The sequence below is a fragment of the Nostoc sp. DedQUE05 genome (assembly GCF_034530955.1).
Lineage (GTDB): Bacteria > Cyanobacteriota > Cyanobacteriia > Cyanobacteriales > Nostocaceae > Nostoc.
Window position 1 is genome coordinate 1 of sequence record NZ_JAVRCB010000063.1, and the last position, 14120, is coordinate 14120.

Annotated in this window: 13 protein-coding genes and 2 pseudogenes; 13 read left to right on the top strand and 2 right to left on the bottom strand. The window is 43.5% G+C overall.

Annotated features, from left to right (window positions below; translation table 11 throughout):
• Nucleotides 1-188 (top strand): annotated as a pseudogene (locus tag RMZ42_RS31540) (hypothetical protein); the annotation flags it as partial.
• Here the strand turns inward: RMZ42_RS31540 and ruvB are convergent.
• Entirely contained in the window at nt 163-1263 is a 1101-nt protein-coding gene (ruvB, locus tag RMZ42_RS31545) for a Holliday junction branch migration DNA helicase RuvB (protein ID WP_322675123.1), read from the bottom strand. The pseudogene RMZ42_RS31540 and the gene ruvB overlap by 26 nt on opposite strands.
• A gap of 285 nt (nt 1264-1548) precedes the next feature.
• Here ruvB and hisF point away from each other — a divergent pair, with 285 nt between their 5' ends.
• On the top strand, nt 1549-2322 hold the full coding sequence (hisF, locus tag RMZ42_RS31550; protein ID WP_322675124.1) for an imidazole glycerol phosphate synthase subunit HisF: 774 nt from the start codon (nt 1549-1551) through the stop codon (nt 2320-2322).
• Nucleotides 2323-2421: 99 nt separating this feature from the next.
• Nucleotides 2422-2613 carry a hypothetical protein gene (locus RMZ42_RS31555; RefSeq protein WP_094348875.1) on the top strand — a complete coding sequence of 64 codons (192 nt, stop codon included), beginning with the start codon at nt 2422-2424 and terminating at the stop codon, nt 2611-2613.
• Nucleotides 2614-2802: 189 nt separating this feature from the next.
• Here RMZ42_RS31555 and RMZ42_RS31560 read toward each other — a convergent pair whose 3' ends face one another.
• Nucleotides 2803-4284, bottom strand: a complete 1482-nt coding sequence (locus RMZ42_RS31560; RefSeq protein WP_322675125.1) for a GTP-binding protein — start codon at nt 4282-4284, stop codon at nt 2803-2805.
• A 275-nt stretch (nt 4285-4559) separates the two neighbouring features.
• Between RMZ42_RS31560 and tpiA the strand changes: the two genes are divergently transcribed.
• From tpiA to RMZ42_RS31610, 10 genes and pseudogenes are all read left to right on the top strand, one after another.
• Nucleotides 4560-5291: a triose-phosphate isomerase gene (gene tpiA / locus RMZ42_RS31565; protein WP_322675149.1), complete on the top strand. Its 732-nt coding sequence runs from the start codon at nt 4560-4562 to the stop codon at nt 5289-5291.
• A gap of 358 nt (nt 5292-5649) precedes the next feature.
• Nucleotides 5650-6255 carry a CDP-alcohol phosphatidyltransferase family protein gene (locus tag RMZ42_RS31570; protein WP_322675126.1) on the top strand — a complete coding sequence of 202 codons (606 nt, stop codon included), beginning with the start codon at nt 5650-5652 and terminating at the stop codon, nt 6253-6255.
• 33 nt (nt 6256-6288) lie between these two features.
• The gene (locus tag RMZ42_RS31575) at nt 6289-7002 is read left to right on the top strand and encodes a 2OG-Fe(II) oxygenase (RefSeq protein WP_322675127.1); all 714 of its coding nucleotides are present in this window, start codon (nt 6289-6291) and stop codon (nt 7000-7002) included.
• Nucleotides 7003-7171: 169 nt separating this feature from the next.
• Nucleotides 7172-7927 (top strand): phosphocholine cytidylyltransferase family protein, encoded by a 756-nt coding sequence (locus RMZ42_RS31580; protein WP_322675128.1) that lies wholly within the window; start codon nt 7172-7174, stop codon nt 7925-7927.
• Between the two features lie 194 nt (nt 7928-8121).
• Entirely contained in the window at nt 8122-9777 is a 1656-nt protein-coding gene (aepX, locus tag RMZ42_RS31585) for a phosphoenolpyruvate mutase (RefSeq protein WP_322675129.1), read from the top strand.
• Between the two features lie 402 nt (nt 9778-10179).
• Complete coding sequence (gene aepY, locus RMZ42_RS31590) at nt 10180-11340, top strand: phosphonopyruvate decarboxylase (RefSeq protein ID WP_322675130.1); 1161 nt, start codon at nt 10180-10182, stop codon at nt 11338-11340.
• Nucleotides 11341-11431: 91 nt separating this feature from the next.
• Complete coding sequence (locus RMZ42_RS31595) at nt 11432-12520, top strand: 2-aminoethylphosphonate aminotransferase (RefSeq protein ID WP_322675131.1); 1089 nt, start codon at nt 11432-11434, stop codon at nt 12518-12520.
• A gap of 223 nt (nt 12521-12743) precedes the next feature.
• Entirely contained in the window at nt 12744-13220 is a 477-nt protein-coding gene (locus RMZ42_RS31600; RefSeq protein WP_322639115.1) for a hypothetical protein, read from the top strand.
• Between the two features lie 188 nt (nt 13221-13408).
• Nucleotides 13409-13660: a hypothetical protein gene (locus RMZ42_RS31605; protein ID WP_322675132.1), complete on the top strand. Its 252-nt coding sequence runs from the start codon at nt 13409-13411 to the stop codon at nt 13658-13660.
• A gap of 89 nt (nt 13661-13749) precedes the next feature.
• Nucleotides 13750-14120, top strand: a pseudogene (locus RMZ42_RS31610) (PBS lyase); the annotation flags it as partial.

A 14120-nucleotide genomic window follows, 5' to 3' on the forward strand; every position in this document is an offset into this window, starting at 1 on the left:
ATCAAAGACTCATTCACGAGTATCAAAGACTCATTCACGAGTATCAAAGACTCATTCACGAGTATCAAAGACTCATTCACGAGTATCAAAGACTCATTCACGAGTATCAAAGACTCATCCCCTATTCCCATTGCCCAATGCCCAATGCCCAATTTCCCATAATTACAATAATGACAACTGTTCATTAGGCGGCGTAAATCCCAAATGCTTATATGCTGCCTTAGTCGCCATCCTGCCGCGATGAGTCCGAGTTAAATACCCAATTTGCATCAGGTAAGGTTCGTACACCTCTTCAATTGTTTGGGTATCTTCACCCGTGGCTGCTGCCATTGTTTCTAACCCCACTGGCCCGCCATTAAATTGTTCAATTATTACACTCAGCATTTGGCGGTCTGTCCAATCTAAACCGCAAGGATCTACTTGGAATAGTTGCAATGCTTCAGATGCAATGTTTTCATCAATATCCCCAGATTCTTTTACTTCCGCATAATCACGCACACGCTTTAGTAATCTATTAGCAATACGTGGTGTTCCGCGCGAACGACGGGCAATTTCTGTGGCACCATCTTCTGTAACGGGGGTTTTGAGCAATTGAGCGGTTCGCAGTACAATTTGAGTCAGTTCGTCAACTTCGTAAAATCGGAGTTTTTGAATCAAACCGAAGCGATCGCGCAGTGGTGAAGTTAAAGCACCAACACGGGTTGTAGCCCCTACTAGAGTAAACTTTGATAGCGGCAAACTTCTGATCCGAGCGCTGGAACCCTTACCAATAGTAATATCTAAGCGATAATCTTCCATCGCTGGATAGAGAATTTCCTCTGTCATCCGCGAGAGACGATGAATTTCATCTACAAATAAAATATCTCCAGGCTTGAGGTTCACCAGTAGCCCAACAATATCTCGTGGACGTTCTAAGGCTGGCGCACTAGTAATTTTGTAATTTACCCCCATTTCTGATGCTAAAATCATTGCCATTGTGGTTTTGCCCAATCCCGGCGGCCCATACAGCAGCAAGTGATCCAACACCTCACCACGAGACTTAGCTGCTTTAATGGCAATATCTAGCACATCCTTTAAATCTTTTTGCCCAATGTAATCAGCAAAGCGGTGTGGTCGAATACCTTCTTCTTGCTGTTCTTGCTCATCAATAGCAGCTTCAGGCTGCAAAATATTTTCTGTGGATGGTGCTTTCGCCGACTCTCGACGCTGCTTTGGTTCGCCGTTGGGTTCTGGAGGCTGTTTTTTCGATGAGATTATCGCCATAATTCAGCTATCTATGTTTAAGGGACTGGGGACTGGGGACTGGGGACTGGGGACTGGGGACTGGGGACTGGGGACTGGGAACTGGGGACTGGGAACTGGGGACTGGGGAAGGGAATAGGTTACAGGTTATAGGGTACAGATTATTCATCTATAACTTGTCACCTGTCACCTCTTTCCTAATTCCAATGCCTCATTCCTCATACTTGTGAAAATTTTCGTTTGAGAATACCCGCGCCAATTTAAAATTTAAATTCCGGCTAATTACCCAGAAGTACAAAAGTTATTATGTTATCTAAAAGAATCTTACCGTGCTTAGATGTGAAGGCGGGACGGGTTGTAAAAGGAGTTAACTTTGTTAATCTCCAAGATGCAGGCGATCCGGTAGAACTGGCCAAGGTTTACAACGAAGCCGGTGCTGATGAGTTAGTATTTCTGGATATTACAGCTACTCATGAAGACCGAGCTACAATTTTAGATGTGGTCTACCGCACTGCTGAACAGGTCTTTATTCCATTGACTGTAGGTGGTGGCATTCAATCCTTAGAAAATGTTAAAGCTTTGTTACGAGCGGGCGCAGATAAGGTTAGTATTAATTCTGCGGCAGTGCGGGAACCAGACTTGATTAATCGGGCAAGCGATCGCTTTGGTAATCAGTGCATAGTTGTTGCTATTGATGCCAGACGCAGAAATAACCCGGAGAATCCAGGTTGGGATGTGTATGTGCGGGGTGGCAGAGAAAATACAGGCTTAGATGCCCTATTGTGGGCACAGGAAGTTGAAAAACGGGGGGCCGGAGAACTGCTAGTCACAAGTATGGATGCTGATGGAACCCAAGCTGGGTATGACATTGAGATTACACGGGCGATTGCCAATGCTGTAGAAATTCCAGTTATTGCTTCTGGTGGTGCAGGTAATTGTGAACATATCTACACTGCCCTTACTGAAGGCAAGGCTGAAGCCGCATTACTCGCGTCACTGTTACATTACGGACAATTAAGCGTAGCAGAAATTAAAAGTTACTTGCGCGATCGCAACGTGCCAGTCAGAACATTCTGTTGATCCACCATTACTCATTTAATGACATCTATCTAAGGTTAGACACACTTCCTGAAAAGGGTGTTAATATTATTTTACAAGTATTAACAAATATTAAGAAATATGTTGCTTCCTATTTTACTTTTTGATGTCGCCCTGGTAGCGTGGTCGCTGCACTTAATGGAAAAAGCCTACGAGAGTAAAGAATTTTCTCTAATGTTAGCTGGTACCTTGGTTGCTCTTGCTGCTGCTGCCATGTTAGTAGTTTACTTTTTGATGGGGCATTGTATGACCTATTTGTTGCAAGTATCTTAGAGAGTGCTGACTGCTAGAGGGGATATTTAAAATTTAGTTTCCAGAAAGCTTGACAAAGTAATAATAACTAAGCAATTATATATAGCTGATTTTAAGAGGATGTTTTAAAAGTATCCGAAAGTATAATTTTTGCCTTCTGGAATAGGTAAGTGCAAGGATAAATATAGCTGACCAAACCTAATTTATACATCACTTTTTGAGTTTTACTTTCTGGAGTAATTCATCTTTAATCCGGTTAAGAATTGAAGTCTCATCCAAATTTGTCAAAATTCGATTAATCACTGCTTTCGGCCCATCAGGCCCCCAAGTTGCGCCATTGGCTAAATAAACTTTGGTAACTTGTCCAATACCGTAAGAAGAAACACCAGCGACTCCTCCTTGGGTAATCGCCACCGATATATAAGGGCCTAGTGCAATACCACCCGTAGCTGTTGCCGAAATTCCAAGTAAAGTTTTTAATCCACTCAAGCCTAAATTTGCTAACAATTCACTAGCACCGATACCGCCCATACTCAGGGCGATTTTTTGTAGCAACTGTACAGCGCCAGCTTCGGTCATAGAGAAGCCATAGAGTTTAGATAAACCCAAAATTAGAGCAATATCAATTACCACACTACTGAGAATATCTACCACAGTTACAGGATTGAGTGCGATCGCTAATGCTTTAGTCATCACAGCTTTCCAAATCAACTGATTGGCATTCTGTTCCCGAATCATCAGTTTTCTCTCAACCAATTGCTCATTTACAATGTCGGCATAAAGCATGGTATTAAGGGCAACCAAGGCTTTACCTTCACGATGCAGAATTTCCAATATTTTCAGCTTCAGTTCCTCGACTTGGGCATTCCCTGTACGCAACTGTATGCCCCTCGTACCATCAGGGCGACGAATCGCCGTCTTCACCAATGGCGATGCCGCAGCCATAACAATTTCCAAAGGTGTGAGTAATTCCCGCACCCTTTCATCCCGGATTTTGTGATAAATTGCCATCCGGTCTGCTTCTGGATACTGGTCTACTTTGTTAAACACCAAAACAATCGGTTTACCTGCTTCCCGCAACTGAGAAAGGGCTATGTATTCCAGTTTTGTCATATCGCCAGAGATCACAAACAGAATCAAATCTGCTTGTTTTGCAATTTGTTCAGCTAAGGCGGCGCGGGTTGCACCATCTACTTCATCTAACCCAGGAGTATCAATTAATTCCACTTGTGATTGACCTACACCAGGAAGAGTCACACGCAAAGCACGTTCAGTTTCCCCAATCATCTCCTCGCTAATACTCCAATTAACTGTTTGTGCAGTACGGGTGACACCGTGCAGCGGCCCAGTTTCAAATACCGTTTGCCCAACCAAAGCATTTAGTAGCGAAGACTTACCACGTCCCACCATGCCAAAAGCCGCAATCTGCACCACCATGCGGTCTAACTTCCCTAGCATAATTTCCAAATCAGCAATTTCTGCCTCCAATCCGGTTTTTTCCTGGGGAGTAAGATCGAGATTGGCTACCAAGTTTCGCAACGCTGTTTGTGCTTGTTTATAATTCAGTTCCGTCTGAATGTCTTCAAAACTGAAAATAGCACTATCCAATTCTTCCTCCCAGCTGAGAGAATTTGCGTCAGTATTAGCGGAATCGCTTTGATGAGGTTCAGGCACGGGCAATGTCGAAGTCATATTAATTTTAGATTTTAGATTTTAGATTTTAAATTTTAGATTTTAAATTTTAGATACAGTTCATTTACTATCCTAGTTATTTTTATGAGGGGTTTGGCGAGACGATGCAGACAAAGGAGACAAGGGGCAAGGGGAATAAATATGCCCAATGCCCAATGCCCAATGCCCAATGACTAATGACTAATGACTAATGACTAATGACCAATGGCTAACAAAACGTCATAAACTGAAAAATGCATCTAATATAACGCGTTAGGATCTTGACTAAATTACCTGTGCGGAAAATCGTTATTGCCGGCAACTGGAAAATGTTCAAAACCCAGGCAGAAACCCAAGAGTTTTTACAAGGATTTCTGCCTCATTTAGAGGAAACCCCCCAAGGGCGAGAAGTGATATTGTGTCCTCCTTTCACTGATTTAAACGTTTTGTCCAAGACTTTGCACGGTAGCCTTATCCAACTGGGGGCACAAAATATCCATTGGGAAGAATATGGAGCCTATACGGGTGAGATTTCTGGCCCAATGCTGGCAGAAAGTGGTGTGCGCTTTGTGATTGTCGGTCATAGCGAACGACGGCAATATTTTGGAGAAACGGACGCCACCGTTAATCTGCGCCTCCGAACTGCTCAAAGGTTTGGTTTGACTCCAATTCTTTGTGTTGGCGAAAGTAAACAACAACGAGATGCGGGAGAAACTGAATCACTGATTGCTCTCCAACTCGACAAAGCCTTGGTAGATATCGATCAAGATAATTTGGTGATTGCTTACGAACCGATTTGGGCGATTGGCACTGGCGACACTTGTGAAGTAGAGGAAGCTAATCGAATAATTGGCTTAATTCGTAGCCAGTTGACTAATCCGAATGTATCAATTCAATATGGCGGCTCAGTCAAGCCGAATAATATTGATGAGATTATGGCTCAACCTGAAATTGATGGTGTCCTTGTGGGAGGAGCAAGTCTAGAACCTGAGAGTTTCGCTCGGATTGTGAATTTTAAATCAGTGTGATGTGCTTTTTTCTCGTTCCCATGCAGAGCATGGGAATGCCTAATGTAGATAAGAAGAATTCAGAACTCAGGAGCAAAGCCGGAGACGCTCCGCCTCCGGTCAGAATTCAGAATTGAATTTTGTACGACTGGGTAATGAATATTGCTTGAAAACATTGCTGCTTGTGGGTGAAATAAAATTAAAACGGCAAACTACCTGAAAATTCAACATGGTTTTTAATGACAAATGTTCCAGATATTAAGTATTCAGAAGTTGGAAATCTTTATTTCCCACCCACTTACTTACCCTAATAGATGTTGCATCCAAATGAGAACCGCTATATATATATTCCAAGACTAGATCAAATTTAAGTTCATCTATGATCGCAAAGCCTTGGGATGCTCAACTTGCTTACTGGCTAATTAAACCTCTAAAAGACAGTTGGGTAAATCCCAATCATCTTACTACAGTGCGACTTTTGACAGGGTTGGCGGCTGCTGTCGCCCTCGCAGTTGGCGATCCCATTTGGGTTAATGTTGGAGCATGGTTATTTGCTTTATCTAACTTTCTCGATCATACAGACGGTGAATTAGCTCGTTTGAGTGGGAAAAGTAGCAAATGGGGACATCAATATGACCTTGCTAGTGACGCTATCATCCATATTCTATTGTTTGTGTGTATGGGATATGGTCTTAAAGAGGGAAAATTTGGTTGGTGGGCGTTGGTGATGGGGATAATATCTGGCGTGTCTGTTGCTTGCATCTTTCATTTGCGAAACCAAATGGAACAACGTTTAGGTAAAGATGCCAGCCGTCAACCAAATTTCGCCGGCTTTGACATTGAAGACGTGCTATATTTGTTTCCCATAGTTCCCTTAGTGAATGGACTAGAGCCGTTATTAATGGCAGCGACAATTGGCGCGCCAACCTTTGCAGTATGGGTAATTTGGCAATTTTGGACACTCCCGCAGCCGGAATCAAACTAGATAAGGAAGCAGTGAGAGAATAAATAATTATCAATGGAGCTTCAAACTGAAATTGATAAAGCTATAGCAGCCGTTGATTACCAGAAACTTCAAGCTGAGTTTCAAGCTCAAAATGAATTTTTGGTGGTTGAAAACTTTGTCCCTAGCTGCATCATCGAGCAGTTTTTGGCGCTGTTGCCATCTTTGCAACCTGCTATCAACCGCAACTATATTCCCAATCATAAAAAGGGCGGTAGTATCAGCCGCTATAGCTTAGATAGCCTTGCTCCGATTTTCGGAGAGTTTTATCAACTCAGTGCCTTTTTCGAGTTCCTGAACAAAATTACGGCAGAAAAGCTCCTTCCCTGTCCTGATTCCGATCCCCATACTTACGCGCTGTACTATTACACTGAGCCTGGAGACCATATCCAGTATCATTACGATACTTCTTACTATCGCGGGAAACGCTATACAGTGTTGCTTGGTTTGGTTGATAATTCATCGAGTAAGCTGGAATATCAACTCTACAAAGATATTCCAGAACAGGAGACACAAAGGCGATCGCTCTCTTTAACCCCTGGTACTCTAGTATTATTCAATGGTGACAAACTTTACCACAGAGTTACCCCTTTGGGTGACAACGAAAAGCGCATTGTTTTGACTTTGGAATACGTTACCGACACCCGCATGGGTATGCTAAAACGTTTTGTCTCAAATATGAAAGATGCGATCGCCTATTTTGGTTTTCGCCAAGTGTTTCGCTCTTAGCACTACCATTTTCCCTTCTGCCTCACTTCGACTACGCTCAGTGACCACCTGCCTCCTCTATGTTAAGAATTAATTAACAAATATTGTCTTGAGCAAAAAACAGTCATTATAAAATACTGGGAAAATTTCCAGATTTCCTGGTGTCTAAGCTACTGTTGGTGACTTGACGATGAAGGCAATTATCTTAGCTGCTGGCGTTGGACGACGCTTAGGTAAAGATGGGCAAATCCAACCCAAATGCTTACTGAATTTTAACGGCAAATCTCTACTAGAGCGCCATTTTAACAATCTCCGTCATTACCAAATTGATGAAGTAGTGATTGCTGTGGGTTATCAAGCAGAAAGAATTCAGGATGAAATCAAAGCATTAGGAGCCGAAAGTTGGGTCAGTACAATTTATAATCCTGACTACACCAAAGGCAGTGTAATCAGCCTTTGGACTGTACGTCAGCATTTAGTTGCTGGCGATGACATATTATTAATGGATGCAGATGTATTGTGCGATCGCCGCATCATCGAACGATTGGTAAAGACAAATATCCCCAACAGCTTTTTATTAGATCGGGATTTTGAACCGGGAGATGAACCCGTAAAGCTTTGTGTTAGAGATAATTATCTCGTGGAATTTCGTAAACAACTAGCTCCTGGTTTAGCTTATGATTTTGCGGGTGAGTCAGTAGGATTCTTTCATTTTGAAAGTGCTGTTGCTCGCCGTCTTGCGATTCGCACAGAGCAATATGTTGCAGACGGACGCGATAATGAACCTTATGAAGAAGTAATTCGGGATCTGCTCTTAGAAACTCCAGAAACATTTGGCTACGAAGACATTACTGGTTTACCTTGGCTCGAAATCGATTTTCCCCAAGATATTCAACGCGCCCAAAACGAGATTTTACCTCAGATAGAAGTCGCAGAACATGTCTGAAAATATCTTCATTTATAGCGGTTTTGGTTTGGATACCTTACAGTTTGACCTCTCTCCAAACCTCTCTCCTAAAAGGAGAGAGGCTTTGAATTCTTACCCCCTTCCCTACAAGGGAAGGGGCTGGGGGTTAGGTCTGTATTCCATGCAATTGAAAATCGCTAGCCATATTATATAGGTTGAGAAAAGCAGAATAAATGCATCAAATATTTGCACCCATTGACACCTCTGCAAAATTAAATAAATGTGCCCAATTACGGTTATTACTAGAATCGCCTCAACTCGACTTCATTATGGAAGCTCATAATGGGATTAGCGCCCGGATTGTGGAAGAGGCTGGATTTAAAGGAATTTGGGCGAGTGGATTAGCCCTTTCGGCTCAGTATGGCGTTCGAGATAATAATGAAGCCAGTTGGACTCAAGTTGTAGAAATGCTAGAGTTCATGTCTGATGTCACCAGCATTCCCATTTTGTTAGACGGTGATACAGGTTATGGCAACTTTAATAATATGCGTCGCCTGGTTAAGAAGTTAGAACAGCGAGGAATTGCTGGAGTCTGTATTGAAGATAAGCTTTTTCCCAAAACCAACAGCTTTATCAATGGTAGTCGCCAAGCTTTAGCTGATATTGATGAATTCTGCGGCAAAATTAAGGCGGGTAAAGATAGTCAAACAGACCCAGATTTTTGCATCGTCGCCCGACTCGAAGCTTTGATTGCTGGCTGGGATCTTTCGGAGGCGCTGCGCCGAGGTGAAGCTTACCACGCCGCAGGAGCAAACGCGATTTTGATTCACAGTAAATCGTCGCGTCCTGACCAAGTGCTAGCCTTTGCTAAAGAATGGGCGGGTCGTTCTCCGTTAGTGTTTATACCGACTAAATATTACAGCACGCCTACTGATGTTTTTCGCAAAGCGGAAGTTAATTTGGTCATCTGGGCAAACCATCTGATTCGAGCTGCTGTTGCTAGTATGCAAGCGATCGCGCGCGAAGTGAAAGCCAGCGAAACTTTAATCAACATTGAAGATGATATTGCTCCTGTAAAAGAAATTTTCCGGCTACAAGGGGCGGATGAACTCCAAGAAGCTGAAAAACGCTACTTTAACAACGGACGACAACATACCCAAGCGATCGTTTTGGCTGCTAGCAGAGGCCAAGAATTAGCCGGATTGACGCAAGATAAACCAAAAGTAATGTTACCCCTTGGAGGTAAACCTCTACTCAGGTTGTTGGTAGACAAATTCAAGAAACTTGCCATCAATGATATTACCGTTGTCGCCGGTTACAAAGCAGAAACCATCAATGTTCCGGGGACTAAAGTCATCCGCAACCCAGATTATGAAACAACGGGAGAATTAGCATCCTTAGCCGTAGCTCAAGCTAGTTTTGGCGAAGAAATGCTGGTGCTTTACGGCGATTTACTATTTAGAAGCTACATCTTGCGAGATTTATTAGAATGTCCCGGAGAAATTGTGGCTGTAGTTGATTCTGTAGCCAACAGCAAGTCTGTTAGCGGTTCACCTGACTACGCCTATTGCTCAATTACAGACGATCTTTCTCTGTTTGGACAGGATGTCAACCTGTTGAACGTTTCTAAAACGACACAAACGCAATTAGGAAACTCTAGCGGTCGCTGGATTGGGATGTTGCGCTTGCGGAGTCAAGGTAGACAATGGGTTAGTGAAGCACTCAATGAGTTGCAAAAACGACCGGAATTCAATAGTCTGGGTTTGCCAGAATTATGCAATTATTTAATCGAGCAAGGCAAACCGATCAAGGTGCTTTATATTCGCGGTAACTGGTTAGATGTTAATTCTTTAGACGATCTTGACCTTGCTTTTCAATTGAAACAATAGAAATGGGGCATGGGGCATGGGGCATTGGGCATTGTGAGGTCGGAGTTTTGAGTGCAAAGGCTGAAGTTCCGAGTTCAAAGGCTGAAGTTCCGAGTTCAAAGGCTGAAGTTCCGACTTCAAAGGTCGAAGTTTCGAGTTCAGAAGTCGGAGTTTCGAGTTCAGAAGTCGGAGTTTCGAGTTCAGAGGTCGAAATTCCGAGTTCAGAGGTCGGAGTATCGAGTTCAGAGGTCGGAGTATCGAGTTCAAAGGTCGAAATTCCGAGTTCAAAGGTCGAGGTTCCGAGTTCAAAGGCTGAAGTTCCGAGTTCAGAGGTCGAACTAATAATCTTTCCTCCCCACTCCCAACTTCCCACTCCCCATTTCAATCGTTTAAATACCTGAAAATAGCTGTAAATTTATAATTATGATTCAGGCAGAAGAATTTGTAGAAGCTGCGCGTAATCTTGGCTTTGGGTGGTACACTGGCGTACCCTGTTCTTTTCTCACGCCTTTTATTAACTACGTCATCAATGACGTTCAACTTAAATATATCTCCGCAGCCAATGAGGGAGATGCAGTAGCGATCGCAGCTGGAGCCGCAATTGCTGGAAAACCCGCAGTGGTGATGATGCAAAACTCTGGTTTGGGAAATGCAGTTAACCCGCTAACCTCCCTCACTTATATCTTTCGGATTCCATTACTGCTGATTTGTACTTTAAGAGGCGATCGCGTGTTGCAAGATGAACCGCAACATCAATTAATGGGGCAAATCACAGAGAAATTGCTGCAAACAATGACTATACCTTGGGAATATTTTCCCACAGATGCAGCAGAAATAGAACCAGTTCTGCAAAGAGCCACAGCCTATATGCAACAAGAACGCTGTCCTTATGCTTTAATTATGCGTAAAGGAGCGATCGCACCCCATGCACTCACCCGTTCTTCTATTCCCGAACGAGAAAATAGTCATAGCGCTCATATTCAGCAAAGCTTTTTTCGGGATAACAAAGAACAACGCATATCTCGCAGTGAAGCATTAGCTAGGATTGTGGAACTTACCGATCCAGAAAACACTGTAATAATTGCCACCACCGGATATACGGGACGGGAACTCTTCGCCAGTAAAGACAGCGCCAATCATCTTTATATGGTCGGCTCGATGGGCTGCGCTTCCTCAATGGGATTGGGATTATCCTTAGCGCGGAAAGACCTGAAGGTAGTAGTAATTGATGGCGATGGGGCAGCATTAATGCGAATGGGTAATTTTGCGACCATCGGCACTTATGGCGGTGCTAACTTGACCCATATTCTGTTAGATAATGAAGTCCACGATTCCACAGGCGCACAAGCCACCGTATCTGCGGGTATTTCCTTTGCCAAAATTGCCGAAGCGTGCGGTTACGGCGTGACATTAGCCGGAGATGATCCTTCGATTTTAGATGCCTTATTTACCGCAGATAGCGACACTAGACCTAAATTCGCTCATTTGAAAATCCGTCCCGGAACTCTAGAAAAGCTACCCAGACCCAACATCACCCCAGAAGCAGTTTTACAACGCTTCATGAAACACATTGGTAATTCGTAATTCGTAATTCGTAATTCGTAATTAATAAATTCAAAGTACAAACTCTTTATTTATTAATGACCAATGACAAATGACCAATGACCAATGACAAATGACAAATGACAAAATGATTTTACTAAATCCCGGCCCCGTCAATTTGAGCGATCGCGTCAGAAATGCCCTGTTGCGTCCTGATTTGTGTCATCGTGAAGTGGAATTTTCGCAACTTCAAACCAGAATCCGCGAACAGCTACTTCAAGTTTATGGTCTTGGAAGCGATCGCTGGGCAGCAGTTCTCCTCACTGGTTCTGGTACCGCCGCGATGGAAGCGATGATTAGTAGTTTAGTACCCACAAACGGAAAATTACTAGTCATTGAAAACGGTGTATATGGCGAACGACTATCCAAAATCGCCAAAATTCACGGCATTGATTACATCACACTTTCCCATCCTTGGGATGGCGAAATCGATATCAAAGCTTTAGTCAAACTCCTAGATGAAAACGCCGATATCACCCACCTTGCTGTCGTCCATCACGAAACTACTACCGGTCGGCTCAATAATTTAGCGGAACTTGCGCCAATTTGCCAAGAACGCGGTATCAAATTATTAGTAGATGCAGTCAGCAGTTTTGGTGCTGAGGAATTAAATTTTACAGATTGGGGAATCACTGCTTGCGCTGCGACAGCGAATAAATGTCTGCATGGTGTCCCTGGAACGTCCTTTGTTATTCTGCGACGGGATGCACTGCCATCAGTAGACACCATCCCCCGCACTTTATATTTAGATTTAGCAACTTATTGCCAGCAGCAAGACCGAGGCGGCACACCTTTTACGCAATCAGTACAGACATTTTATGCTTTAACAGAAGCTTTGCAAGAAATGGCAGAAGCAGGAGGTTGGCGTGCCAGACACAAATATTACAACCAACTTGCCAGCTTAGTTAGAGACGGGTTAGCCTCAATCGGAATTAAACCCCTACTTCCTCTTGGCTGTTCATCCGTTGTCTTGAATGCCTACTACTTACCAGACGGTTTCAGCTATGAAGAATTTCACGACCAACTGAAAGCACGAGATTATATAATTTATTCTGGACAGGGAAATTTAGCTCAATCTATCTTTCGAGTCTCGACAATGGGAGCTATTACCCAAGCCGACATGGAACGCTTTGTTGGCGTTGTTAAGGAAATTATTCGGTAAACTGACTTGAAGCGTAAGTTTTACCCCTCCCTAACCCTCCCCTTGCAAAGGGGAGGGAACCGGATTTTTCTTGTTTCCCCCCAATACATCGGGGGGATTAAGGGGGGTAATTCGACTTATACACCAGAGAGGTTATTTTCCCTACTCCCCATTCCTTAAATACTGTGCGATCGCATTTACCAGTGGGAATCATAACAAACAGATTTACCACAGTAAATAACCAATGGCATACCAAAATATTACAGGCTCCCTTTCCCCAGCAGATATTCAAGAAATTAAAGCAGCGTTTGCGACTATCCAAGCGAAGATGCCTTTTCTCGTTACCCTGAGTGTAGAAGAACGACGCAAGTTATTTAAGATGGGCGATAAAAGCCTAGCTTTCGTCAATACCAGCCTGACTGCGGCCCAGTCTAACCGAGATATTCTCCCAGCCAGCTTTGATGTCGATGAATTTGTGCGGGATTATCAATTAGCAATCACACTTACTGAGCTTTTGATTGGATTGCGACAACTGACAGAACAAGTAGATGATACCTTAATGGCAGTCGGCAGCGAAGCAATGGGTAGCAGCTTGACAGTTTATGATTACGTCAAGACTGCTGCTAAGAAAACTCCAGGGTTAAAAAGTCTTGCCGAACAGTTAGGCGATCGTTTTAAGGCTATTAAAAGTAAACCTGCTAAAGCTGCTTCTGGTTCATAGGCTTTAAACCTCGCGGGAGAGTCTTTAGGGATTTCCAACCAATAAATTATTCAATCTTGTGGGGCGGGCATCTTGCCCGCCTTTAGCTATGGGCGGGCGAGACGCCCACCCCACAAGAATTATTTGAGTCCTTTTTTATTTGAAAGTTCTTTAATACTCGCGGGAGAGTCTTTGATACTCGTGCGAGAGTGTTTGATACTCGTGAGCGAGTGTTTGCTACTCGTGCGAGAGTGTTTGATACTCGTGGACGAGTGTTTGCTACTCGTGAGCGAGTCTTTTATACTCGTGGACGAGTCTTTGATACTCGTGAGCGAGTGTTTGATACTCGCGGGAGAGTCTTTTATACTCGTGGACGAGTGTTTGATACTCGCGGGCGAGTCTTTTATACTCGTGAGCGAGTCTTTTATACTTGTAAATGCAGATCGTCTACTACTTGTTGATACCAAATTGCATTCTCAATCAGGAATTACGGATTGCAAGGTTGTTATTATACTCATAATCTTGTGTATTCTGCCACCTTGCTCCAAACATGGTAACAACTCCCCGCCACCGCAGCAAGCCTTCTCGCTTTATCCTTTATGCTTTAGCTTTCATCCTTTCTTTCCTTTTTTGTCTGCCTTGGGTTAGCGCCCAAGAAACCCCCAAACCCAAACCGCAAGATTGGCAGATTAACGGTATAGTAGCAGCCCTTGACGACAGCTACGACAAAGTGAAGGGATATGCTTTTGACAAATTAGCTGCATATGAGCTAAAAGACTTGAAAACCGTGGTTAAGAAACCGGAGGACATAGCACAGAAAGTTGCCAACATCCTCAAGGATGAAAAGGTTGACTTAAGTGTTCGTCGCAGTGCGGCAGTGGCATTGAGCAACTTCGGGCAGGTGGCGGCTCAATACATCCC